This window comes from Streptomyces lateritius (assembly GCF_014649715.1).
GTDB lineage: Bacteria > Actinomycetota > Actinomycetes > Streptomycetales > Streptomycetaceae > Streptomyces > Streptomyces lateritius.
The window spans coordinates 351556-375794 of record NZ_BMTO01000006.1 but is presented as its reverse complement, the minus strand read 5'-3'; the positions used below and the strand labels follow the sequence as shown (position 1 = coordinate 375794).

Genomic DNA, 24239 nt, shown 5'->3' with positions numbered 1-24239 from the left:
CACCGTTTCCGCACCGTCGCGTCGTTACGGCAGGTTGTGGACGTGCGGCCCGACCGCGTTGGACCAGGCGTTCGAGGCCGTCGCGTCCCAGTTGGTCGACCACGTCATCGCGCCGCGCAGGCTCGGCCAGGTCCGGGCCGGCTTGAAGGTGCCGCAGCCGGTGCCGCGGGTCAGGCAGTCCAGCGCGTTCTTCACGACCGACGGGTCGACGTAGCCGCTGCCCGCGCCGCGGGTGGAGGCGGGCACGCCCAGGCCGACCTGGGAGGCGTCGAGACCGCCCTGGAGCTGGATGCAGGCGAGGGCGGTGAGGAAGTCCACCGAGCCCTGGCTGTAGACCTTGCCGTCGCAGCCCAGCATCGAACCGCTGTTGTAGTACTGCATGTTGACCACCGTGAGGATGTCCTTCACGGCGAGCGCGGTCTTGAAGTACTCGGTCCCGGTGTTCTGCATGTCGATGGTCTGCGGGGCCATCGTCAGGACCATGGACGAGCCGGCCTTGGCGGACAGCTGGCGCAGCGCCTTCGTCAGGTACGTCGAGTTGATGCCGTGCTCCAGGTCGATGTCGACCCCGTTGAAGCCGTACTCCTGCATCAGGGCGTACGCGCTGTTCGCGAAGGCGGTCGCGGAGGCGTCACTGTTGATGGTGACGTTCCCCTTCTCGCCGCCGACCGAGATGACGACCGACTTGCCGGCGGCCTTCTTGGCCGCGATGTCGGCCTTGAAGTCGGCCACCGAGGCGTAGCCGACGGCGGGGTCGAGGTTGAAGACGATCTGGCCGGGCGTGGCGGTGGAGTCGGCGAAGGAGACGGCGATGATGTCGTACTGCGCCTGCACGTCCCGCAGCTTCTGGACGGTCGCGCCGTTGTCGAAGTTCTGCCAGTAGCCGGTCAGCGCGTGCTTGGGCACGGCCGGCCCGGGGCCGGGGTTCGTCACCGTGCTCGTCCTCGCCGAGACGGTGGCGGACTTGGCCGACTCGCCCGCCGCGTTCGTCGCGGAGACCTGGAACTGGTACATGGTGTCGGCGGCCAGGCCGGTCACGGTGGCCGAGGTGCCGCTCACCGAGAGCACCTTGGTGCCGCCCCGGTAGACGTTGTAGCCCGTCGCGCCCGAGACCACGTTCCAGCTCAGGGCGACGGAGGACGACGTGACGGTGCCCGCGGCGAGACCGGCCGGGGCCGCCGGGACGACCGGGTCGGGGTCGGTGCCGCCGCCCCCGTCGGGGCCGAAGACGGAGACGTCGTCGACGTGATAGGCAGCCTGTCCGTACCAGCCGTGCGTGTAGACGGTCACGGAGGTGGTGCTCGCGCCCGTGGTGAAGGTGGTGGTCAGCTGCTTCCACGAGGAGCTGTCCGGGGTCCAGGTGGAGACGTCCGTGGTGCCGGTGCCGCTCGCACCCAGGTAGGCGTACCCGCCCTGGACCCAGGCGCTCAGCGTGTACGTCGAGTTGGGCTTCACGGCCACGACCTGGGTGCACTTGGCGTGGTCCTGGCCCCCGGGGGCCGCCTTGAGGGCGCCGGCCCCGGTCCGTACCGGCGAGGAGACGGCGGTGCCGCTGCCGGCGGAACAGGTCCAGTTGGCGGTCCCGGACTCGAAGCCGGCGTTCTTGGCCACGTTCACGTCCGCGGCCTGGGCGGTGCCTGCGCCGCCGGCGAGGACGAGCCCGGAGCCGACGGCGAGCGCCAGGGCGCTGCCTATCCATCTGCGGGAGCGTGTGGTGGTGCGGTCCACTTGCTGCCTCCGGTGGGGGAGTTGAGGGGAATCGAGAGGAATGGAGGGGAATGGAGAGGGAATCGAGGGGGAGGGGGGGAGCTCGGAACGGTGGCCACCGTTGGGGGAACAAGCTGGTCCAGACCAATCGAGTTGTCAAGACCTCTGGCGGCCAAGGGGGTTGGCGCATGGGTCCAGGGGCCCAACTCGGGGCCCAGCGCAGACCCGGAGCGGACCCAAAGAAACCCCCTTCGCTTAACGGATTGTGTGTTCACCACCCCGTATCTCGTGGATAAAGTGCACTCACGCAGACGCAGTGACGCGGTGAACGCGGTGAGTGACATGGACGGGGAGCCTGACGTGCCGACAGCGATCGCGGTCACCAGCGCTGACCTGGTGCTGCCACCGACCGACCAACAGACACCGAACGCCGCCGTCCTGCCCGCGCCCGGCAGCCAGCCGCTCGCCTCGGCGGTCGCTGACCTCCAGCTCCTCCTCGACCGGTACGGCCACGTCATCGTGGTCTGCCCCTCCTCCGTGCCGACCCCGACGGAGCAGCGCCTGCACGCCGTACGGTCCCTCCTGGAGAGCGACCGGATCGCCCTGGTGAAGTCCGAACTGCCGCCCCTGGGCACCGCCGTGCTCGCCCGGCAGCTGCGGCAGCTGTCCATCTGCGACTTCAGCCCCGGAGTCGTCGCCTCCGCCGCCAGGCTGCTCGCCCACTACATCTACGCCGGGGCCGTCCTCGGCTCCGTGGCCAAGCTCGACCGCGTACCGGTGAGCCTGAAGTCGCACCTCAAGGGCTGGATGCCCGGCGCCCAGTTCGCCGTGCTCGCCGGGCCCGTGCCGCAGCTCGTCAAGCTCGGACCGGGGGCCGAGCCGCCGGCCGGACCCGAGTTCGCCACCCAGCTCGTCCTGGCCAGAGGTCAGCTCCAGACCGACTGGCCGATCTCCGCCCTCGCTCCCCGGTGGCAGGTCCAGGGGGTGCAGGAGGCACCGCTGCCCGCCGACTCGCCTGGATGGTGGGGCACCGGCCGCCTGGTGGAGTTCGCCGCCCACCTGCCCGACCTCGCGGTCCTGCACCAGTTGGTCTCCTCCGTACGGCGCGAGACCTGCCACTGGTGCCGGATGGAACTCATCGGCGACCGCTGCGGCTTCTGCTCCGCTCCGCTGCCCACGCCCCCGGCGGACACGGGGACGCGGGCGGGGGGCCGGGCCCTCACGTCCGGAGGCCGCGTCCCGTAGCGGTGAGTGCTCAACCGTCAGCCCTGTCAGCCGCATCAGCCCCGTCACTTCCGTCAGACGGCCACCGTCCCCGTCCGCCGAGTCACACGTATCCGATCGAGGTCGTACGGCAATGAACTCCCGCCAGCGTCGTGGCGTCATCCTCCTCCTGCTCTCCGTGCTGTGCGCGCTCGCCGCCTTCGCCGGCGTCCTCTCCGTGATCGGTGACGTGAACTCCAAGGTCGGGCCCGAGGTGACGGCGTACCGGGTCAAGGGCGACGTGGCGCCTTACACGCCGCTGAGCGACCGGCAGTTCGAGAAGGTGTCGATGCCCGAGCGCTGGCTCTCGGACACCGCCGTCACCGATCTCGCGCAGATCGAGGGGAAGATCGCCGTCACCCAGCTACGGGCCGGATCCCTGCTCCAGACCGACATGATCGTGAAACGGCCCGCGCTCCAGCCGGGCCAGCAGGAGATCGCCATCATGATCGACGCCGCGACCGGAGTCGCCGGCAAGATCACCGCCGGGGCGACCGTCAACATCTACGCCACCTTCGCCGGCGAGAAGGGCGGACAGCCCGCCCAGTCCAAGGTCATCGTCAGCAACGCCCGCGTCATCGACGTCGGCCGCCTGACCCCGATCAGCGACCGCTCCGACCGGGGCAGCCGCGCCACCGAGGCCGTCCCGATCACCTTCGCACTCTCCACCCTCGACACCCAGCGCGTCGCCTACGCCGAGTCCTTCGCCGAGCACGTACGGCTCGCCCTGGTGGCCCCCGGCGGCGAGCCCACGATGGCGCCCGGCGACCGCACCTACACGCTCGACAAGGACAAGTGAGGCCGGTATGACCACCAGGATCCTGCCGGCCGTCGCGGACGCCGACGCGGCCCGGTCCGTCACCACGCTGCTCAGCCAGCTCCCCGACACCGAGCCCGCCGCCCCCGTCCCCGACTCCACCCAGCTCGTCGACACCCTCGCCCGGCTGGCCGCCGACTCCCTCGACGAACTGCCCGAAGTCGTCCTGGTCCACGAACGGATCGGCCCCGTCCCCGCCCTCGAACTCATCCGCGAGGTCGCGCTCCGCTTCCCCGCCGTCGGGGTCGTCCTCATCACCGCCGACGCCAGCCCGGTCCTCTTCTCCGCCGCCATGGACTCCGGCGCACGGGGGCTCGTCACCCTTCCGCTGGGGTACGAGGAGCTGGCCAGCCGCGTCCAGGCGGCGGCGCAGTGGTCCGTGGGCGTCAGGCGCCACCTCGGCGCGGGCGCCGACGTCCTCACCGGACCCGGGGGCACCGTCGTCACCGTCAGCGGCGCCAAGGGAGGTGTCGGCACCACCGTCACCGCCGTCCAGCTCGCCCTCGCCGCCCGCGCCTCGGGCCGTACCGTCGCCCTCGTCGACCTCGACCTCCAGGGCGGCGACATCGCCTCCTACCTCGACGTGCAGTTCCGGCGCTCCGTCGCCGACCTCGCGGCCGTCGACGACATCTCGCCCCGTGTCCTCCAGGACGCCGTCTTCACCCACGAGACGGGCATCGCCCTCCTCCTCGCGCCCGGCGAGGGCGAACGCGGCGAAGAGGTCGCCGACCGCTCCGCCCGCCAGATCGTCAGCGCGCTCCGCTCCCGCCACGACGTCGTGGTCGTCGACTGCGGCACGTACCTCAACGGCGCCAACGCCGCAGCCGTCGAGATGGCCGACGCGGCCGTCCTCGTCACCACCCCCGACGTCGTCGCCGTGCGGGCCGCGAAGCGGGTCGTACGGATGTGGGACCGCCTCCAGGTCCGCAAGGCAGAGGAGACGATCTGCCTGGTCAACCGCTACACGCGCGCCACCGAGATCCAGCCGGTCCTCATCCAGAAGATCACCGGCACCCGGATGGCGGGCGTCGTCGTGCCCGCCCACTTCAAGGAGCTCCAGGGTGTGGTGGACGCGGGCCGGATGCACGAACTGGACGCCCGGTCGACGGTGAAGCAGGCGCTGTGGTCGTTCGCGGGGGAGCTGGGCCTGGTGGCGGCACCGGACCCCGACGCCGACCGGAACGGGAGGCAGTCCGGCAGGGCGTCCGGCAGGCAGACCGGCAAGCCGTCCGGAAAGCAGTTGGCGAGGGTGGCGCGCGGGAACGACCGCGGTTCGCTGGGGCTGCGCCGACGCGGCGGCGGGGGAGGGCGATAGCCGTGGCCCCGTCGTACCGGGACGACGACCGAGGGCAGGTGGCCGTCGAGTTCCTCGGCATGGTGCCGCTGATCCTGCTCACGCTGGTGTTGCTGTGGCAGTGCGTCCTGGTCGGCTACACCTACACGCTCGCGGGGAACGCGGCGGACGAGGCGGCCCGGGCGGGAGCGGTGGGTGACGACTGCGGGGAGGCGGGGATGCGGCACCTGGACGGGGCGTGGGAGGCGGGCGCGAACGTGAGGTGCGAGCCGGGCACGGACCTGTTCCACGCGGAGGTACGGCTGCAGGTGCCGGTGCTGTTCCCGGGGGCGGTCAGCTTCCCCTTCTCGGTGACCGGTGAGGCCGGAGCCGTACAGGAAGAGAGGGGTGGGCCGTGAGCGGAGTGCGTCGTCTCTTCCGGAGCCGTACGACAGACCGGGTCCGGGACCGGGACCGGGGCCGGGACCGCGGGCAGGTCGCCGTCGAGTACCTGGGGTTCCTGCCCGTCCTGCTGCTCGTCGCGCTCGCGGGCATCCAGCTCGGGCTCGCCGCGTACGCCGCCCAACAGGCGGGGACGGGGGCGCGGGCGGCGGCCCGCGCCGCGACCCACGACACGGCCGAGATCGGCCCGGAGGCGGCGGGGAAGTCGGCCATGAGCGGCTGGATCGCCGAACGGAGCGATGTCTCCACCCCCGGCGGGGCAGCGGACGAGGTCACGGCCACCGTGACCGTCACCATCCCGTCGGTCGTCCCCTTCTGGGACTTCGGGGACGTACGCAGAAGCGCCGTCCTGCCGATGCCCGAGTCCGAGTCCGAGGAGGACGAATGAGTCTGCGGGCCCGCATCAGCGCCCCCGAGGAGACCGGCGGGGGAGGCCGGGAGGACGGCCATCTCGTCGCCTCCTTCCGTGCCAAGCTCCTGGAGGAGATCGACCTCACCGAGATGTCGGCCCTCGCCGCCGCCGAGCGGAGGGCCCGCCTCGAACGCGTCCTCGGGCACATCATCAGCCGCGAGGGCCCGGTCCTCTCCACCGTGGAGCGCGCCCAGCTCATCCGCCGGGTCGTCGACGAGGCGCTCGGGCTCGGCGTCCTGGAACCCCTCCTCGAAGACGCCTCCATCACCGAGATCATGGTCAACGGCCCGGACCAGATCTTCATCGAACGGGCCGGCCGCGTCGAACTGCTGCCGCTGCGCTTCGCCTCCCACGAACAGCTGATGCAGACCATCGAACGGATCGTCTCCACCGTCAACCGGCGGGTCGACGAGTCCAATCCGATGGTCGACGCCCGCCTGCCCTCCGGCGAACGCGTCAACGTGATCATCCCGCCGCTCTCCCTGACCGGCGCCACCCTGACCATCCGCCGCTTCCCCCGCGCCTACACCCTCCAGGAGATGATCGGCCTCGGCTCGCTCGACGAGCAGATGCTGTTCCTGCTCGCCGGCCTCGTCCAGGCCAAGTTCAACGTGATCGTCTCCGGCGCGACCGGCACCGGAAAGACCACGCTCCTCAACGCCCTGTCCGGACTGATTCCCGAGGGCGAACGGGTCATCACCATCGAGGACTCGGCCGAACTCCAGCTCCAGCAGTCCCACGTCATCCGCCTGGAGAGCCGCCCCCCGAACGTCGAAGGCCGAGGCCAGGTCACCATCCGCGACCTCGTCCGCAACTCCCTGCGCATGCGCCCCGACCGCATCGTCGTCGGCGAGGTCCGGGGCGGCGAGACCCTCGACATGCTCCAGGCGATGTCCACCGGACACGACGGCTCGCTCGCCACCGTCCACGCCAACTCGGCCGAGGACGCGCTGATGCGGCTCCAGACCCTGGCGTCGATGTCGGAGGTCAAGGTCCCCTTCGAGGCGCTCAGGGACCAGATCAACAGCGCCGTGGACGTCCTCGTCCAGCTCACCAGGCACGCCGACGGCACCCGGAGGATCACCGAGATTGCCATCCTCGCGTCCAACGGCCGTGAACGCTTCACCCTCGCCACCGTCTGCCGCTTCCGCGCCCAGCCGCTCGCGGCCGACGGACGGGTGTACGGCGTGTACGAGTACCACCCGCTGCCGCGACGGGTCGCCGACCGGCTCTACATAGCGGGTCAGCCGATCCCCCAGGCCTTCGGGGTGGCCGCGACCGACGAGCAGCTCGCCACCCGAGAAGCGAAGTAGGGGGACCCCCACATGAAGGACCTCACCTGGCCGGTGGTCGGCGTCGCGCTGCTCTGCTGCGTCCTCGGCGTGGCCGGCGTCCACACGTACGCGAGCGGATCCGCCCAGCGCGCCGCCCTCGTCGCCCGGCTCACCCAGACCGGCGAACCCGAGGGCACGGGCGGCCGCCGCAGACGCCGCTTCCGCGCCCTCGACCGCCGCATCCGCCGCACCCGCTTCGGCAGGAGACTGGAACTACGGATCTCCGCCACCGGTTTGGACCTGACCCCCGGCGAGTTCGTCGCCGCCATGGCCGTGACGGTGGCCGCGCTGTGGACCGCCGGCCAGGCCGTGCTCTCCCCGTTCTTCGGCCCGATCTGCGGCTTCCTCGGTGTGTGGGCGGCTCTCGGGTTTCTCCACTGGCAGCGGCAGAAGCGCATCGAGAAGTTCATCAACCAGCTCCCCGAGCTCTCCCGCATCCTCGCCAACGCCACCCAGGCCGGACTCGCCCTGCGCATGGCGCTCAGCATGGCCGCCGACGAACTCGAGGCTCCGGCGGGCGACGAACTGGAACGCGTCGCCCAGCAACTCGCCGTCGGAACCTCCATCGACGACGCCCTCGGCGAACTCGCCGAACGCCTCCCCTCCCGCGAACTCGTCGTCCTCGTCACCACCCTCGTCCTCGCCAACAAGGCGGGCGGCACGGTCGTCGCCTCGCTGCGCAACCTCACCGAGACGCTCGAGGAGCGCAAAGAGACCCGGCGGGAGGTCCGTACCCAGCTGTCCCAGGTGAGCATGACGGCGTACGCGGTCCCGGTCATCGGCATCGGATCGCTGCTGCTCATCGACAACATGCAGCCGGGCGCGCTCGACCGGATGACCGGCTCGGGCCTCGGACAGTTCGCCGTCGTCGCCGCCTTCGCGCTGTACGTCGTCGGCTTCGTCGTCATCCGCCGCTTCTCGAAGATCGACGTCTGAGGGGCTGGAGCCGTCATGGAACTGCTGCTCGCACTCGCCGCCGGCCTCTCCGTCGCCGGGGTCTTCCACGGCATCCGCCTCTACCGCGCGGACGCCAGACTCCCCAGCGACCTCCAGCTCGCCCTGGAGGTCGGCTCCTCACGTACCGGAGCCGTCGACTCCGTCGTGGACCGGCTCGGCATGCGCTACTCGGCCGCCGTGCTGCGCGCCATGGGCCCCAAGCGAGTCAACGCCGTACGCCGCAGGATCGACCTCGCGGGCAACCCCGGCGGCCTGACGATCGACCGGTACGGAGCCCGGCGCGCGGTCTACGGCTTCCTCGGCGGTCTCGGCGGCCTGGTCATGCTCTCGAACGGAGACGTGGTCGTCGCGCTGATTCTCTTCGCCTTCGCCGCCTTCTGGACCGAGGTCGGCATCTGGTCGGCCATCCGCATCCGCAAGGACCAGATTGAACGCACCCTCCCGGACTTCCTCGACGTCCTCGCGGTGGTCGTCAGCGCGGGCCTCGGCTTCCGGCAGGCGCTCGACCGGGTCGCCGACAAGTACGAGGGACCGTGGTCGGACGAGCTCAGGATCACCCTGCGGCAGATGGACATGGGCGTGAGCCGGCGGCAGGCCTTCGACGAACTGCGCAGACGCAACGACTCCGAGCAGGTGGCCCAGTTCGTCACGGCGCTCCAGCAGGGCGAGGAACTCGGCGCGCCGATCGTCGACACCCTGATCCAGATCGCCAACGACATGCGCCGGACCGACGCCCAGAACGCCCGGCGCAAGGCCGCCAAGGCGGTCCCCAAGGCGACGATGGTGATCACGACGCTGATGGTCCCGGCCACGATGATCCTGCTGGGGGCGGGGCTCTTCCTGGGCACGGGGACGAACTTCGGCTCCATCACGGGGGAGTGAGCGCGATGGGAGCGTCGATCGGGGCGGGCGGGGCCGGTGGGGCGGGCTGGGCTGTGGGTGACGTGCGGGCCCCGGGCGGGGCTGGACGTGACGTGCGGGCCCCGGGCGGGGCTGGGCGTGACGTGCGGGCCCCGGGCGGCCTGAACGGGCAGGCCATCCAGGTCAACGCCCTCCAGGCGATGTGCCGGCAGGTCTTCGGCTTCCGCCTCGCCATGATCGCCCTGGCGAGCCCGGCGGCCCTGCTCGGCGCTGCCGACGGCCTGGCGGCCTGGCTCGTCGGCGCGGCCGTCCTGGTCACGTTCATGGGCTCGTACGTGCTGTTCAGGGACTGGGAACGGTTCGGCCCCCTGCTCCTGAGGCACCCGGCGCTCCTGGCGGCCGACACCCTCTTCGGCTCGCTGCTGCTCGTCACGGCCGGCCCGCAGAGCACGCTCGGCTACGTGAGCGTCTGCACCCCGCTGCTCGCGGGCCTCGTCTACAGCTGGCGCGGCGCCGCCTTCTTCGCCTGCCTCCAGTCGCTGATTCTGCTCGCCCTCCACGCCTCCGACCCGCACCACCTCGACCCGACCCTCGGGGAGGCGACGCTGCTTCCCGGGCTGTGCGTGATCACGGGCGCGCTCGGCGTGACGATCCGTAACCTGCTCCTCCGTTTCGGCGCCGCCACACAGGCCCTCACCGATGTCCGCGCCCGCCTCGCCGCCGCCCAGGCGGTGGAGGAGGAACGGGCCCGCCTTGCCCGCGACATGCACGACTCGGTGGCCAAGACCCTGCACGGCCTGGCCCTCGCGGCGGACGGCCTGGCCGCGACGACAGATCCTGGGGCCGTACGGGAGCGGGCCGACCTGGTCGCCCGGTCGGCCCGCCGGGCGGCCGCCGAGTCGCGGGAGCTGCTCGCGGACCTGCGCCGGCAGTCGTACGGAGGCGGTGGGACGGACGTCGACCTCGCCTCAGAACTGACCGACCGCGTACGGGATTTCAGTCGTCGCTCGGGCATCGAGACGGCCTACCAGGGCGTCGGGGAGACGGCGGTGCCACCCGTCCCGTACGCCGTGGCACGACAACTGCTCACCATCGCCTCCGAGGCCATGGAGAACGCGGGCCGGCACGCCCGCCCGACCCGGGTCGACGTCTCGGCCGGCGTCGTCGCGGGCCTGCTCCGCATCAGCGTCCGTGACGACGGCCGCGGCCTGCCCCCGGGAACGACCCTGGACGGTCTGCGCGGGGCGGGTCACTTCGGCCTGGTCGGCATGGTCGAGCGGGCGGCGGGCGTGGGGGCACGGCTCAGGATCGGCAGGGGCGGGGCGGCGAAGGGTACGGAAGTACGCCTGGAGCTCCCGGTCGGGAAGGCGGTCGGCACATGACACTCACCGTGGTCGTCGCCGACGACAACCCGGTCGTCCGGGCTGGACTGACGTCCCTCCTGGAGGGCCGCCGCCCCGACATCCGCGTGGTGGCGGAGGCCCCGGACGGCGGCACGGCACTGGAGGTGACCCGGCGCACCCGCCCGGACGTGGTCCTCCTCGACGTCCGCATGCCGGTCCTCGACGGCCTCACGGCCCTGCCCCACCTGGCCCGACTGGCCCCGGTCCTGATGCTGACGTACAGCGGAGAGAGCGAAGTGGTGCAGGAGGCGCTCCGGCTGGGCGCGGGCGGATACCTCGTGCACGGCGAGTTCACGGCGGAGGAACTGGTGACGGCGGTCCATGACGTGAGAGCGGGCAGGGCCCACTTCACACCGACGGCGGCGAACGCGTTGGTGGGTGTGGTGCGTGCGACTGCACATGACGACGGTTCCGCAAGGTCCGCTGGAGCGCTGCAATTTGGTCGAATGCCTTCGCACGTGCAACGAAATGTGGGACAGTTCGGTCTGAGTGGGAGGGAGGCAGAGGTGATGGACCTGATCGCTTCGGGCCTGAACAACCGACAGATCGCGGACACCTGCTTCATCAGCGAGAAGACGGTCAAGAACCACATCAACCGCATCTTCGCGAAACTCCACAGCACGACGAGAAGCGAGGCCATAGCCGCCTGGCTCGGCACGAGGACCCTCACATGACCCTTTGGGCCCCCGGACCCTGTTCGCTCCCCGGACCGGAGGCGTACCGTGCCGCGAGAGGGCAGGAACTCGAAGGGGGTCAGGATGAGCGACACGCTGCTGAAGGCCGCGACCAAGGCCAAGGTGCACCTGGCGAACTGGGCGCGCGAGCGCGAGCAGCCGAAGGACCGGGGGCAGACGGCGGTCGAGTACCTGGGGATCATCGTGGTGGTGGTGGCCATCGTGATCGCGATCTCGGGGACGAGCATCGGGCAGTCCATCAAGGACGCGATCAGCTCGAAGATTGCCAGCCTGACCGGCGGCGGGGGCGAGTGACCGATCGCCCAACCGGCGATTCCGGGCAGGCCTTCCCCATCTACATCACGGTGGTGGCGGGCCTGCTCTTTCTCGCGTTCGCCTATTTCGCTGTGGGCCAGGCGGCCGCGACCCGCAACGGAGCCCAAACAGCAGCTGACGCTGCGGCGTTGGCGGCTGCGCAGGATGCGCGGGACCAGCTGCGGGACGGCTGGCTCGAGGTCATCCTAGATCCCGACGCATGGGAGCGGTTTCTCAGCGGTGAGGGCTACACGGCGACTATGGCCTGTGAACGGGCCGAAACCTTTGCCGCCAAGAACGATGCGGATCTCTGGGGCGACGGCTGTGTCCGCCTGCCACTGGGTGAAGAGGGCTTCAGGGTGCAGGTACGCACTCGCTATACCGTAGGCGCGTCGCTCATTCCGGGGACGGAGCGGCAGCATGCCACGGCAGAGGCCACGGCGGTGCTCGAACCACGGTGCACGTTTTCAGCCCCCGAACCCACAGAGGATCCCGGAACGGATCCCGAACCAGAGCCACAACCAACACCGACGGAACCCGTCCCGATTCTCGGCCTGTCATGCGACGGTGATCCCTGGGAGATCGACCCGGAGCGACCGCGGCTGCCCACCGCCGCTGATCTCTTCACCGTTCGACTGGCTGACTGACAAGCGGAGGAATCCCAACTCATGAGTGTTCGGTACGTGACGAAGGCCCGTAGGGGGATGTTCGCGGTCGTCATTGCGACTGGACTGGCTCTCGGCGCCGGCGGCTGCGGCAGTGAGGACAAGCCCCCGCAACAGAAGTCTTCCGCGAGCACCCAGGCTTCGAAGGCCTCCGAAAGTGACAAGGGGGCGCAGACGGAGGAACCCGCCGAAGTGCTGGCTGTTCTCAAGGGGCAGCAGGGGCTCGAGTTCACTGTCCAATCCGCGGAGCGTGACGCGGGGGGGTTCCTGACCGTCAGCGGAAAGCTGTCCAACACCTCCGATGCGACTCAGGTCATCCCGGCCCGGCTCGCGGGTGACGAAACGGAGATCGTCAAGCACGGTGACTCGTTCGGTGGCGCCACACTCGTGGACTCCGTAGGCAAGAAGCGTTACTACGTGCTCCGGGACACAGACGGCCGTCCGCTGACCACGACCGGACTGTCCAGCCTCGGCAAGGGCCGCTCCACGAACGTCTTCATGCAATTCCCCGCCCCGCCCGCCGGCACCACCGAGGTGACGTTCCAGCTGCCCACCTTCCGCCCAGGCACCATCAAGCTCTCCTGAGGTGCTGCCGCCATGAACACTCCCCCCCGCCTCCTCGCCCTCGCCACCACCACCCTCCTCCTTCTGACCCTCCCCACCCTCCCCGCCCTCGCCGACGATCCCCCCGGCTCCACCTCCAGCGCCTCCCCGCCCCCGGAGATCGACGCCAACTCCCCCGAACTCATGCTTCCCGACGGGGCATCCCTCGCGCCGGCCAAGGTCCTCGACATCAAGCAGGTCGTCGAGGAGCAAGGAGGCGAGCAGCGGCGGGAGGACACCAACGTCGACGTCACCTTCGCCCTCCAGGCCGAGGTCCTCTTCCCCAAGGACAGCGCCAAGCTCAGCAGCGCCGCCACCGCCCGGATCGCCGCCATCGCCGCCGAGATCAACAAGCAGAACTCCAGCAAGGTCCGCGTCTTCGGCTTCACCGACAACCTCGGTACGTACGAACACGGCCTGAAGCTCTCCAAGCAGCGCGCCGACGCCGTCCAGCTGGAACTCGCCAAGAATCTGAACCCCGGGACGATCTTCGACATCCGCGGGTACAGCGAGGACTACCCCATCGCCGACAATCGCACCGAGGAAGGCCGCACGAAGAACCGCCGCGTCGAGATCTCCTTCCCCCGCACCACGGGCGGCTGACCCCCTCCCTCAGCTCGTCGTAGCGGTGGACGTCCCGGCCGTGGGCGTCGCGGGTGCCGTGGAAGGCGAAGCCCTCGACCTCGACCGCCGGGCCCGCCGCGCGGAAGAGGAGGCCGGGGCGCAGGGCGCGGTCCGAGCGGGTGTGGAGAAGGGGCTGCGACTCCGGGTGCAGGTCCGCGTCGTGCATGCAGCCGGGCCACCGTCTCGGCGGGCGAGACCGAGGCGGCATCGGCCCGGCGCAGCCAGGCACGGGCGCGCGTGGGCACCGCGGCGAGGCACGGCCGGGACGATCCTGCCGAGCTCCCTGTGGACAACGTGCGCCTGGGACAGCCGCACGCCTGCCCGCACCAGGGCCCGGACATAATCGAGCGCATGTCCCACGTCCGGCCCCGTCCCTCACCGGCCCTCGCCCTCGCGCTCGGCGGCTACGCCGCCACCCGCGTCCTCGGTCTGGCGGTCCTCGCCCTCGCCGCCGCACTGACAGGCAAGGACGGGCTGCACCGGCTCTCCGGCCGCTGGGACTCCGTCTGGTACGTCCGCGTCGCCGAGCACGGGTACGGCTACGAGGTCACCCTTCCCAACGGCAGCGTCCACTCCGACCTCGCCTTCTTCCCCCTCCTCCCCGCCCTCGAACGGGCCCTCGCCACCGTCCTGCCCGTCGACGCCGCCACCGCCGGGCTGCTCGTCTCCTGGACCGCCTCGCTCGCCGCCGCCTGGGGCATCTACGCGTGCGGCGCCCATGTCTCCGGACGCGCCGCCGGAGTCGCCCTCGCCGTCCTCTGGGGCGTGTACCCGACCGCGTTCGTGCAGTCGATGGCGTACACCGAGACGCTCTTCACCGCCCTCGCCGCCTGGTCGATCCTCGCCGTGCTGCGCGAGCGCTGGATCCTGGCCGGAGCCCTCTGCGCGTGCGCCGGGCTCACCCGGCCGACCGCCGCCGCGCTCATCGCCGCGATCGGGATCACGGCGCTCGTCACGGTCGTCCGCGACCGCCGACTGCCCGCCCGCATGGTGGCCGGTGTGCTCCTCGCGCCGCTGGGCTGGCTCGCGTACATCGTCTACGTCGGCGTCCGCCAGGGAAGTGCCACCGCCTACTTCGACGTCCAGGCCGCCTGGGGCAACTCCATCGACGGCGGGGTCGCCCTCGCCCGCTTCATCTGGGGTCTGCCGCCGCTCGCCGCGCTCGGGCTGTGCGCGGCGCTCGGTCTGCTCGCCTGGCTGGTGGTGCTCTGCGTACGGCGGAAGCAGCCGCTGCCGCTCCTCGTCCACACGATCGCGGTCGTCGTCATCTCCCTCATCGGCGCCGCCTACTTCGGCTCCCGGCCCCGCCTGATGATGCCCGCCTTCGGACTGCTGCTCCCGGCGGCCGTGGCACTGGTACGGCTCCGGGTGCGCAACCGCGTCCTGGTACTGGCCGGGCTCGCGCTCGCCTCCGCCGCCTACGGGGCGTTCACGCTGCTCGGTCCGGGACCGCCGTGACCCGCACCCCCGGCCGCAGCCCCCAGCCCGCCATCGCGCCGCCCTCCGCCTCCAGCACGTGCCGGCCGCGCGGCCGGATCATGCCGAGCCGGCCCGGCTTCATGGTCACCACGTCGAGGACCGTGAAGTGGCGGTCCAGGTAGGCCACGTCGATGGTGAAGCGCATGCCGAAGGTGTGCACGCTGTTGGTCGGTGTGATCAGCAGCGCGCCCGTGATCCCGTCCCGGCCGAGCAGACCGCGCCGCCGCGCGCGGTAGGAGGCCGCGATCTCCAGGTCGACCGCCCCCTCGGGGACCGCGAGTGCGCCGGTCCCGTCCCGCCATCTCCCCGCACTGCCCCGACTCCCGGCACCGCCCGGACCTCCCGCACTGCCTGTTTTCCCCATGGGGAGAACGTAGCGGCAGGGGGGGTAGGGTGCCGCGCGTGTACGCCACGCTGATCGCCGTCGCCGCCCTGTGGGGCGCCGCCACCGGGCTGCTCATCCCGCGCGCGGCGTACCGGCTCTCCGTCGAGCCGGACCGGCGATGGCGGGACACCTGCCCGGCGGGGCACACCCTCGCGGGGCCCGCCGGCGGCTGGCTCGGCACACCGGCCTGCCGCACCTGCACCACCGAAGCCGCCTCCCCCGCGCCACCCGCCTCCCCCGCGCCGCCCGGAACAGCGCCCACGTCCGGGCCTGCGACCGCGCCCGGCACCACCACCCCCGGATCCACCCTCGACGCCACCCCGGAACCCACTCCCGCGCCCCTCCGGCGCCCGATCACCGCCCCCCTCCTCACCGGTCTCACCTGCGCCACCCTCGCCCTGGCGAACGGCCCCCGCCCCGAGCTGGTCGTCTGGCTGCTGTCCGCGCCCTTCGCCCTGCTCCTGGCGACGGTCGACGTCCGCGTGCACCGGTTGCCCGACCAGCTCACCCTCCCGCTCGCCGCCGCCACCCCGCTGCTCCTGGCCGTCGCCGAACTCCTGCCGTACGACGGCGGCTCCTGGCTCCACGCGCTGTTCGGGGCACTCGCCCTCGGCGGCGGATACTTCGCCCTGTTCCTGATCCACCCGACCGGCATGGGCTTCGGCGACGTGAAACTCGCCCTCTCCCTCGGCGCCGCTCTCGGCTGGTACGGCTGGGGCGTCCTCTTCGCCGGTACGTTCGCGGGCTTTCTCCTCGGCGCGCTCTACGGGCTCGGGCTGGTCCTCGCCCGGCGCGGAAGCCGCACCTCAGCCATCCCGTTCGGCCCCTTCATGCTCGGCGGGGCCCTGCTCGGGCTGGTCCTCGGCGCGCTCTCCGCCACCCCCTGAGGTTCCCGTCCTAGCATCCCGTCACATGCGGACAATTGCAGACAGAAGCATTCAGGTCGTTCCAGCGGTCCTCCGGCTGCCCCGGAGGGCGTCCGCCCTGCTGCCCTGGGCGTGGGCCGCCGCCCTGTGCCTCCTCTACGCGACCGTCGCCGTGCGCCGGCACGTCCTCCTCCGCACCACCGGATACGACCTGGGCATCTTCGAGCAGGCCGTCCGCGCCTACGCCGAACTGCGCGCCCCCGTCGTCCCTTTGCGCGGCCCCGGCTTCAACCTCCTCGGCGACCACTTCCACCCTCTCCTCGCCGCCCTCGCGCCCCTCTACCGGATCTGGCCCTCCCCCCTCTGCCTGCTGATCGCCCAGTCCGCCCTTCTCGCACTCGCCGTCGTCCCCCTCGCCCGCTGGGCCCTGCGGGTGCTCGGCCGCCGGGCCGCTCATGTGGTCGCCGCCGGCTACGGCCTCAGCTGGGGCATCGCCTCGGCCGCCGCCTTCGACTTCCACGAGGTGGCCCTCGCCGTACCGCTGCTCGCCCACTCCCTGGAAGCCCTCGGCCGCCGCCGATGGGGACATGCCGTCGCCTGGGCCGCGCCCCTGCTCCTGATCAAGGAGGACCTGGGTCTCACCCTCGCCGCCGTCGGTGTGTACATCGCCGTCAAGGGACCGCGCCGGCTCGGGGTCGCGACGGCCGCCGCCGGGCTGATCGGCTCGCTGATCGAGATCAAGCTCCTGCTGCCCGCCTTCAACCCCGGCGGCGACTACGCCCACGGCGGCAACCTGTCCGACGGCTACGGCTCGCTGCTCTCCACCCTCGCCCACGCCCCGCTCGACGCCTTGCGCCCCGACATCAAGGCCATGACCCTGGTCCTGGTCTTCGCCCCGTCCGCGCTGCTCGCCCTGCGCTCACCGCTCTCGCTGATCGCCGTCCCCACCCTCGCCTGGCGGATGGTCTCCGAGAACGGCTTCCACTGGGGCACGGCCTTCCACTACAGCGCGATCCTCATGCCGGTCGTCTTCGCCGGGCTGATCGACGCGCTCGCCGTCTGGCGCCGCGCCGGCCACCCGCTCGCCGCCCGCCACGTCCGCGCCTCGCTGGCCACCGTGCTCGCCGTGACGGCGGTGATGATCCCGTCCTTCCCGCTGGCCCAGCTCGCCCAGCGGGCCACCTGGCGGACCACCCCGCACATCGAGGCGGCCCGCGAGCTGCTCGCCAAGATCCCGGACGGCGCCACCGTCGCCGCCTCCAACCGGCTGATCCCCCAGCTCACTTCGCGGTGCACGGTCGTCGTCTTCCCGACCTTCCCGGTCGACAACGAGCTCTACCGGTACGACCGCACGGTCTTCCCGCCGCCCACCACGGAGTGGATCCTCCACGACGCCCAGGCGCCGGAGGCGTGGCCGTACAAGACCGGCCACTGGCCCTACCCGATCGAGCAGCAGGAGGCCGAGCTGAAGGCGGCGCGCGAGCGGCACGGCTATGAGCTGGTCGCCCACCGCGACGGCCTGACGCTCCTCCACCGGCCGACCCGGCCGAGACCGGGAGCGACTCGCTGACCCGTCAAGCGGCCCCGTTCGAGGGCACCCCTCACGCGTGCGGGCCCACCGCCACCGGCCCCACCGTCAGCTCCGCCGTCCCCTCCAGGACCGCACCCACCCGCTCCGCCTGCTCCGTCAGCTCCCCCAGCCGCGCCGCGACCGGTCTCTCCGCCGAGGGCAGCGGCTCGACCGTGACCGCGATCCGCTTTCCCGACCGCCGCTGGTGCCACACCCCGGCGACCGTCCCGTCGACCAGCAGCACCGGGAAGTTCCCCGCCTGCCCGCCCGCCAGGGCCCGGCCGTACGCCTCTCCCGGGAAGAGGCGCTCGCGCGGCTGTGAGGCGATCGTGAACGCGTCGAAGTACGGCAGCAGCCGCACCCCGCGCGCCGGCACGTCCGGGAACTCCGTGTCCCCGGCGGCGACCCATGCCGGGTCGCCCTCGAAGGAGACCTCCTCGATCCGGCCCTCCCCGGCCAGCGCGGCGAACAGCTCGCCCGCCCAGCCGCCCGGCGCCGCCAGCCACTTGGCGAAGTGCTTCGGGGTCGCGGGGCCGTACGCGTGGAGGTAACGCTCCACCAGTTCCCCGAGCGCCGCCGTCCCCTCGGCGGGCCGTACGCCGGGATTGGTGTACGTGACCTTCCGGCCCCGGTCCGCGCCGAAGCACAGGACCCCTCGGTGTGCGGCCGTGTGCGTGACCTGGCGCCAGCGGGGCCACTTGTCCTGGAAGGCATCCATCACCCGGTCGCCCGCCCACGGGCCGGTGCGCGCCACGATCGCGTCCGTCAGTTCGTCCACGGTCAGCTCGGCGCCGGTCAGCGCGTCCGCGATCGCCGCCACCACCTCGTCCGTCTGGGCCGCCGTCATCCGTACGTCCGCCGGCATCGGGCTCGTACCGGCGGGGATCGCGGAGAGCGCCCCCGTCCACAGCGGCAGGTCGGCGGCGGGCAGCAGATGCACGGTGCCGCGCGGGCCGTACGTCTTGATCAGCGTCCGCTCCTCCCGGAGCGCGGACCGCACATCCGCACGGGTCGCCTTCGCCGTGCGCAGCGCCACGGACAGCTCGGCGGCCGAGAGGACCTGGGCGTGCGCGCCGAGCATCGCGGCGGTCACCTCGGCCGGTGTGGTTCCGGCCGGCTCGTCCAGGAACTGCCGGTGGATTCTGCGGGCGTCGGCCTCGGCCCAGCCGACGTGTGGTGGGGTGGTCGTCATGCCCTCGACGGTAGGGCCGGAATAGGTCGGATGCTGTCCGCCTTGACCGAACAGTCGGGACGAATCGAGGAGTTGGCGATGGCCAAGGGGAAGACGGGGTACGACTGCGGGCTCGACGCGGCCGTCGACGTCGTGGGCGGCAAGTGGAAGCCGCTCATCCTGTGGGCGCTGCACGCCCACGGCACAACCCGCTTCGGTGAGCTCAGGCGGCATATCACCGGTGTGAGCGAGAAGGTGCTGATCCAGCAGCTGCGCGAGCTGGAGGCGGACGGCATCGTGCACCGCGAGGTCTACCAGGAGGTCCCGCCCCGGGTGGAGTACTCCCTGACCACGCTCGGCGAGGAGCTGAACACGGCGCTGCTGCCGCTGGGGGAGTGGGGCGACCGGTTCATGAAGGAGATCCTCGCCCGCAAGGCCGAGCAGGCGGCCTGACCGGCCCGACCGGCCTGGGGGCGTCAACCGGGGGCCCGTCACCGAGGGTCCCCCTTGGGAGGTACGAAACCCGCCGCCACGCCGGGGCGCAAAGCCGCCACGGGCCCCGCAACCCTTGTCGCAGCAGGGCTCCAGGGGCTTCAGGGCAATCCGTCGGCGCAGGGTGGCACACAGCACGACTTACGAAGGGTTATGGTGGAAACCCCCCCTCGGGCCGGTCCGTATCCCCCCCACGGACCGGCCCGTTTTTCGTCCCCCCGGCGGCTCGCGCGGCTTTCGTTCGCCCGGCTGCGCCGCGCGGTGGCCTCAGCTCCGGCCGGCCCAGATGTTGGTGCCCTCGGTGTCCACCGCGAAGGAGTCGATCTCCTTCAGCTCCTCCGCCGTCAGCGGCGGGCCGGACAGCGCTGCCACGTTCTCCTCCAGCTGCCCGACGCTGGACGCGCCGATCAGCGCGGAGGTCATCCGCTCGTCGCGCAGCACCCACGACAGCGCCAGCTGGGCCAGCGACTGCCCGCGGCGCTCGGCGATGTCCGCGAGGCCGCGCAGTCGCCGCAGCACCTCGTCGGAGAGCAGGTTCGGGTCGAGGGACTTGCCCTGCGTGGCCCGCGAACCCTCCGGGATGCCCTTCAGGTACTTGTTGGTGAGCAGCCCCTGCGCCAGCGGCACGAAGGCGATGCAGCCCATGCCGGCCGCCTCCAGCGTGTCGAGGAGGGCGTCGTCCTCGGTCCAGCGGTTGATCATCGAGTACGACGGCTGGTGGATGAGGGCGGGGACACCCATGTCCTTGAGGATCCCGGCGGCCTCGGCGGTCTGCTCGCTGGTGTACGAGGAGACACCGACGTACAGCGCCTTGCCCTGCTGGACGGCGGAGGCCAGGGCCCCCATCGTCTCCTCCAGCGGGGTGTGGGGGTCGAAGCGGTGCGAGTAGAAGATGTCGACGTGGTCGAGACCCATCCGCTTCAGGGAGGCGTCGAGCGAGGACAGCAGATACTTGCGGGAGCCCCACTCGCCGTACGGGCCGGGGTGCATCAGATAGCCGGCCTTCGTCGAGACGATCAGCTCGTCCCGGTACGGCGCGAAGTCCTGGGCGAAGAGCTTGCCGAAGTTCAGCTCGGCCGATCCGGGCGGCGGCCCGTAGTTGTTCGCCAGGTCGAAGTGGGTCACGCCGAGGTCGAAGGCGCGGCGCAGGATCGCGCGCTGCGAGTCGAGCGCGCGGTCGTCGCCGAAGTTGTGCCACAGGCCGAGCGAGACGGCGGGAAGCTTGAGCCCGCTGCGGCCGGTGCGGCGGTACTCCATGTGGTCGTAGCGGTTTGCGGAGGCGCGGTACGGGGAGGCGTCAGTCACGTATCTCTGCTTATCACGGACTTGTGACAGTCCCGGGCTGGGAGCCTTTGACCGGTGCGCAGTAATGTGGCGGCTTCGGGGACCGCCGCGGCATGGAGGGGTTAAGAACAGTGAACCTGCGCGACCTGGTGTACGGGCTCTACGCACGCCGGGTGGAAGGCCGCCTCGACCACGACCAGGTGCCCAAGCACATCGGCGTGATCCTCGACGGCAACCGGCGCTGGGCCAAGGCCTCCGGAGGCACCCCCGAGCAGGGGCACAAGGCCGGCGCGGACAAGATCCAGGAGCTGCTCGGCTGGTGCGCCGAGACCGACGTCGAGGTCGTCACGCTCTGGATGCTCTCCACGGACAACCTGAACCGGCCCGAGGAGCAGCTCGTCCCGCTGCTCGCCATCATCGAGGACGCGGTGCGCGCCCTCGCGTCCGACGGCCGCTGGCGGGTCCACCACGTGGGCACCCTCGACCTGCTGCCCGCCAGGACCCAGTCCGTGCTGAAGGAGGCCCAGCAGGCCACCCACGACAACACGGGGATACTCGTCAACGTCGCCGTCGGCTACGGCGGCCGCCAGGAGATCGCGGACGCGGTCCGCTCGCTGCTCCTGGAGCACGCGGACAAGGGGACGAGCTTCGAGGAGCTCGCGGAGATCGTCGACGTCGAACACATCTCCGAGCACCTGTACACGCGCGGGCAGCCCGACCCCGACCTGGTGATCCGCACCAGCGGCGAGCAGCGCCTGTCCGGTTTCATGCTGTGGCAGAGCGCCCACTCGGAGTACTACTTCTGTGAGGTCCACTGGCCGGCCTTCCGGAAGGTCGACTTCCTGCGGGCGCTGCGCGACTACGCGGCCCGGCACCGGCGTTACGGAACCTGACCTCCCGCGCCTCCGCCCCGCCCCGGCGGCGGTCACCTGGCGTTCATGAACGCGTCGTCATATGCCCGCGCATGGTAGCGGGCCTTCGAGGGCATATCCCTTGCAGAGTGAGCGGCACGGAGACCGCCACCCGGGAGGCCCGTTGCACCAGGACGACCGTGCAGGACATGTACGGACGAAGCGGAGGGCCGGCGTTCGGCCCTTGCTTCGCGGCCAGAGCCCGGTCCCATTCCGCAGCGACACCGATTCCGTCGCACCCCGACCTCACAGGGGTCTTCAGAGGGGGTCTGTCCTTCCGTGGTGACCAGCACTAAGCGCCGCTTGTCCGACAGGCGCACCTACGTTCTCGACACCAGCGTCCTGCTGGCCGACCCCAACGCCGTGTCCCGCTTCGACGAGCACGAGGTCGTGCTCCCGATCGTCGTGGTCACCGAGTTGGAGGCCAAGCGGCACCACCCCGAGCTCGGCTACTTCGCCCGGGCGGCCCTACGCCTCCTGGACGACTTCCGGGTCCGGTACGGACGCCTGGACGCCCCGCTCCCCATCGGGGACCTGGGCGGGACGCTGCGTGTCGAACTCAACCATTCCGACCCCGGCGTGCTTCCGGCCGGCTACCGGTTGGGGGACAACGACTCACGGATCCTGGCTGTCGCGCGCAATCTCCAGGCGGAGGGGTACGACGTCACGGTCGTCTCCAAGGACCTGCCGCTGCGCATCAAGGCCTCCTCGGTCGGTCTCCTCGCCGAGGAGTACCGCGCCGAACTGGCCATCACCGACTCCGGTTGGACCGGAATGTCCGAACTGGCACTCGGGGCCGATCAGGTGGACATCCTCTTCGACCAGGAGTCCCTGTACGTCCCGGAGGCCGCCGAGCTGCCCGTGCACACGGGCCTGGTCCTGCAGTCCGAGCGGGGCAGGGCGCTCGGCCGGATCACGGCCGAGGGGAACGTCCGTCTGGTGCGGGGCGACCGGGAGGCGTTCGGCATCCGCGGACGCAGCGCCGAGCAGCGGATCGCGCTGGATCTGCTCCTCGACCCGGACGTCGGCATCATCTCGATGGGCGGCCGGGCCGGCACCGGCAAGTCGGCGCTGGCGCTCTGCGCGGGCCTGGAGGCGGTCCTGGAGCGCCGGCAGCACCAGAAGGTGATGGTGTTCCGTCCGCTGTACGCGGTCGGCGGTCAGGAGCTCGGCTATCTGCCGGGCAGCGAGGCCGAGAAGATGAGCCCCTGGGCGCAGGCGGTCTTCGACACGCTCTCGGCCGTGGCGAGCCGGGACGTCATCGAGGAGGTGCTGGGCCGCGGCATGCTGGAGGTCCTGCCGCTCACCCACATCCGGGGCCGCTCCCTCCACGACGCGTTCGTCATCGTGGACGAGGCGCAGTCCCTGGAACGGAACGTCCTGCTGACCGTTCTGTCCCGGATCGGCGCGAACTCCCGCGTGGTGCTGACCCATGACGTCGCCCAGCGCGACAACCTCAGGGTCGGCCGGTACGACGGAGTCGTGGCCGTGGTCGAGAAGCTGAAGGGCCATCCGCTCTTCGCCCACGTCACACTCACCCGCTCCGAGCGCTCCCAGATCGCCGCGCTCGTGACCGAAATGCTGGAGGACGGCCAGATCTGACCCGTTACGGCAGTTGGCGCCGCCCGGCGAAGCGCAGGAGCTTAGCCGGGCGGCGTCGTGCTGTCCGCAGATTCGGCCAAAACCGCTGGGACGGAAGCGGTGTGAGCTTTCACACGCAACGCAGAATTGCCTTGCGGCGTCGGCGTCCGGCAGAGTCTTGCTTCCGTCAGGCCCCGCATACGGCACACGTGCACCCTCAGGGGTGCGGCACCACACAACTCAACAACCGTTCGCCGTATGCCGCCCACAGCACCACGGGCCCGTGTCTTCAGTGACCCAGTAAGTCGAAGACCAGCGCCAGGGGCACGATTTCGCCCGCTTGGTCACCTGCGTGGGCGATGCTGGAAGGAAACCGTGTGAGCCGGATCTCGGTCCGGGGATTCGCGGTGGCTTCGGCCACTGCGGTCACCACCGTCGGCGCCGTCGTGGGCGTCGCCTCGGGCAGCACCCAGCCCTCGGACGACAACTTCGAGGCCACCGCGGCCGACACCACGCTGCTCGCGGACATTCCCGCGGGCGAGCAGGCCCAGGTACAGGTCTCCTCGCTCTCGGAGCAGGCCGCCGTCCAGGCCGCCGCGGCCGACTCGGCCGCGAAGAAGTCCGCGGAGGAGGCGGCCCGCGTCCAGGCCGCCAAGGACGCAGAGGCGAAGAAGAAGGCCGCCGACAAGGCGGAGCAGGAGCGCAAGGAGGCCGCCGAGCGCGCCAACCGCTCCTCGCTGCGCGACGCGTCCAGCTTCACCTCGCAGGGCTCGTACTCCATCGCCGAGGTCAAGGCCATCGCCCGCCAGATGATCCCGGCCTCGCAGTTCCAGTGCTTCAGCAACATCGTGGACCACGAGTCCGGCTGGAACTACCGCGCGACCAACCCCTCGTCGGGTGCGTACGGTCTCGTCCAGGCCCTCCCGGGTTCGAAGATGTCGTCGGCTGGCGCCGACTGGCAGACGAACCCGGCCACCCAGATCAAGTGGGGCCTGAACTACATGAACAACCGGTACGACAGCCCCTGTGGCGCGTGGTCGTTCTGGCAGGCCAATCGCTGGTACTAGACCGGCAGCTCAACCTCGTGAAGCCCCTCACCGTCCTTCGGTGAGGGGCTTCGTGCGTGTAGG

25 protein-coding genes are annotated in these 24239 nt (G+C 71.3%); 21 read left to right on the top strand and 4 right to left on the bottom strand.

Going from position 1 to position 24239, the window contains the following annotated elements; all coding sequences use genetic code 11:
* Positions 1 to 24: 24 nt before the first annotated feature.
* Entirely contained in the window at positions 25 to 1728 is a 1704-nt protein-coding gene (locus IE136_RS14875) for a chitinase (RefSeq protein WP_189600558.1), read from the bottom strand.
* 321 nt (positions 1729 to 2049) lie between these two features.
* Between IE136_RS14875 and IE136_RS14870 the strand changes: the two genes are divergently transcribed.
* From IE136_RS14870 to IE136_RS14800, 15 genes are all read left to right on the top strand, one after another.
* The gene (locus tag IE136_RS14870) at positions 2050 to 2952 is read left to right on the top strand and encodes a hypothetical protein (protein ID WP_189600557.1); all 903 of its coding nucleotides are present in this window, start codon (positions 2050 to 2052) and stop codon (positions 2950 to 2952) included.
* 112 nt (positions 2953 to 3064) lie between these two features.
* A complete protein-coding gene (gene cpaB / locus IE136_RS14865) occupies positions 3065 to 3769 on the top strand; it encodes a Flp pilus assembly protein CpaB (protein ID WP_158989867.1) in 705 nt (234 codons plus the stop codon).
* Between the two features lie 7 nt (positions 3770 to 3776).
* The gene (locus IE136_RS14860; protein WP_189600556.1) at positions 3777 to 5102 is read left to right on the top strand and encodes a CpaE/TadZ family protein; all 1326 of its coding nucleotides are present in this window, start codon (positions 3777 to 3779) and stop codon (positions 5100 to 5102) included.
* Positions 5103 to 5104: 2 nt separating this feature from the next.
* Positions 5105 to 5479 carry a TadE/TadG family type IV pilus assembly protein gene (locus IE136_RS14855; protein ID WP_373309069.1) on the top strand — a complete coding sequence of 125 codons (375 nt, stop codon included), beginning with the start codon at positions 5105 to 5107 and terminating at the stop codon, positions 5477 to 5479.
* Complete coding sequence (locus tag IE136_RS14850) at positions 5476 to 5910, top strand: TadE/TadG family type IV pilus assembly protein (RefSeq protein WP_308432415.1); 435 nt, start codon at positions 5476 to 5478, stop codon at positions 5908 to 5910. Before IE136_RS14855 ends, IE136_RS14850 begins: the two co-directional genes overlap by 4 nt.
* Positions 5907 to 7247, top strand: coding sequence for a TadA family conjugal transfer-associated ATPase (locus tag IE136_RS14845; RefSeq protein WP_189600555.1), 1341 nt, complete (start codon positions 5907 to 5909; stop codon positions 7245 to 7247). Before IE136_RS14850 ends, IE136_RS14845 begins: the two co-directional genes overlap by 4 nt.
* 12 nt (positions 7248 to 7259) lie before the next feature.
* On the top strand, positions 7260 to 8204 hold the full coding sequence (locus IE136_RS14840) for a type II secretion system F family protein (protein ID WP_189600554.1): 945 nt from the start codon (positions 7260 to 7262) through the stop codon (positions 8202 to 8204).
* Positions 8205 to 8219: 15 nt separating this feature from the next.
* Positions 8220 to 9107, top strand: coding sequence for a DUF5936 domain-containing protein (locus IE136_RS14835; RefSeq protein ID WP_189600553.1), 888 nt, complete (start codon positions 8220 to 8222; stop codon positions 9105 to 9107).
* 5 nt (positions 9108 to 9112) lie between these two features.
* Entirely contained in the window at positions 9113 to 10468 is a 1356-nt protein-coding gene (locus IE136_RS14830; protein ID WP_189600552.1) for a sensor histidine kinase, read from the top strand.
* Complete coding sequence (locus tag IE136_RS14825; protein ID WP_158989877.1) at positions 10465 to 11163, top strand: response regulator; 699 nt, start codon at positions 10465 to 10467, stop codon at positions 11161 to 11163. The genes IE136_RS14830 and IE136_RS14825 overlap by 4 nt, the downstream gene beginning before the upstream one ends.
* 84 nt (positions 11164 to 11247) lie before the next feature.
* Entirely contained in the window at positions 11248 to 11478 is a 231-nt protein-coding gene (locus IE136_RS14820) for a Flp family type IVb pilin (RefSeq protein WP_189600551.1), read from the top strand.
* Positions 11475 to 12125, top strand: coding sequence for a pilus assembly protein TadG-related protein (locus tag IE136_RS14815; protein WP_189600550.1), 651 nt, complete (start codon positions 11475 to 11477; stop codon positions 12123 to 12125). Before IE136_RS14820 ends, IE136_RS14815 begins: the two co-directional genes overlap by 4 nt.
* A gap of 21 nt (positions 12126 to 12146) precedes the next feature.
* Entirely contained in the window at positions 12147 to 12728 is a 582-nt protein-coding gene (locus IE136_RS14810; protein ID WP_189600549.1) for a hypothetical protein, read from the top strand.
* Positions 12729 to 12740: 12 nt separating this feature from the next.
* Positions 12741 to 13349 (top strand): OmpA family protein, encoded by a 609-nt coding sequence (locus IE136_RS14805; RefSeq protein WP_189600548.1) that lies wholly within the window; start codon positions 12741 to 12743, stop codon positions 13347 to 13349.
* Between the two features lie 372 nt (positions 13350 to 13721).
* Positions 13722 to 14828: a putative hexosyltransferase gene (locus IE136_RS14800; RefSeq protein ID WP_158989883.1), complete on the top strand. Its 1107-nt coding sequence runs from the start codon at positions 13722 to 13724 to the stop codon at positions 14826 to 14828.
* Here the strand turns inward: IE136_RS14800 and IE136_RS14795 are convergent.
* Positions 14800 to 15213 (bottom strand): DUF192 domain-containing protein, encoded by a 414-nt coding sequence (locus IE136_RS14795; protein ID WP_158989885.1) that lies wholly within the window; start codon positions 15211 to 15213, stop codon positions 14800 to 14802. The two genes, IE136_RS14800 and IE136_RS14795, sit on opposite strands and share 29 nt — an antisense overlap.
* A 38-nt stretch (positions 15214 to 15251) precedes the next feature.
* Between IE136_RS14795 and IE136_RS14790 the strand changes: the two genes are divergently transcribed.
* Positions 15252 to 16121, top strand: coding sequence for a prepilin peptidase (locus IE136_RS14790; RefSeq protein WP_158989887.1), 870 nt, complete (start codon positions 15252 to 15254; stop codon positions 16119 to 16121).
* Between the two features lie 25 nt (positions 16122 to 16146).
* Positions 16147 to 17670, top strand: coding sequence for a DUF2079 domain-containing protein (locus IE136_RS14785; RefSeq protein ID WP_158989889.1), 1524 nt, complete (start codon positions 16147 to 16149; stop codon positions 17668 to 17670).
* 31 nt (positions 17671 to 17701) lie between these two features.
* On the opposite strand, the gene IE136_RS14780 is transcribed toward IE136_RS14785, so the two are convergent.
* Positions 17702 to 18862, bottom strand: coding sequence for a winged helix DNA-binding domain-containing protein (locus tag IE136_RS14780; protein ID WP_158989891.1), 1161 nt, complete (start codon positions 18860 to 18862; stop codon positions 17702 to 17704).
* A gap of 78 nt (positions 18863 to 18940) precedes the next feature.
* Between IE136_RS14780 and IE136_RS14775 the strand changes: the two genes are divergently transcribed.
* Positions 18941 to 19294: a winged helix-turn-helix transcriptional regulator gene (locus IE136_RS14775; RefSeq protein WP_158994651.1), complete on the top strand. Its 354-nt coding sequence runs from the start codon at positions 18941 to 18943 to the stop codon at positions 19292 to 19294.
* Between the two features lie 306 nt (positions 19295 to 19600).
* Here IE136_RS14775 and mgrA read toward each other — a convergent pair whose 3' ends face one another.
* Positions 19601 to 20638 (bottom strand): L-glyceraldehyde 3-phosphate reductase, encoded by a 1038-nt coding sequence (gene mgrA / locus IE136_RS14770; protein ID WP_158989893.1) that lies wholly within the window; start codon positions 20636 to 20638, stop codon positions 19601 to 19603.
* Positions 20639 to 20748: 110 nt separating this feature from the next.
* Here mgrA and IE136_RS14765 point away from each other — a divergent pair, with 110 nt between their 5' ends.
* From IE136_RS14765 to IE136_RS14755, 3 genes are all read left to right on the top strand, one after another.
* Positions 20749 to 21510: an isoprenyl transferase gene (locus IE136_RS14765; protein ID WP_158989895.1), complete on the top strand. Its 762-nt coding sequence runs from the start codon at positions 20749 to 20751 to the stop codon at positions 21508 to 21510.
* A gap of 297 nt (positions 21511 to 21807) precedes the next feature.
* The gene (phoH2, locus tag IE136_RS14760) at positions 21808 to 23130 is read left to right on the top strand and encodes an RNA 5'-3' helicase PhoH2 (protein WP_158989897.1); all 1323 of its coding nucleotides are present in this window, start codon (positions 21808 to 21810) and stop codon (positions 23128 to 23130) included.
* A gap of 356 nt (positions 23131 to 23486) precedes the next feature.
* Positions 23487 to 24176, top strand: a complete 690-nt coding sequence (locus IE136_RS14755; RefSeq protein WP_158989899.1) for an aggregation-promoting factor C-terminal-like domain-containing protein — start codon at positions 23487 to 23489, stop codon at positions 24174 to 24176.
* Positions 24177 to 24239 lie beyond the last annotated feature (63 nt).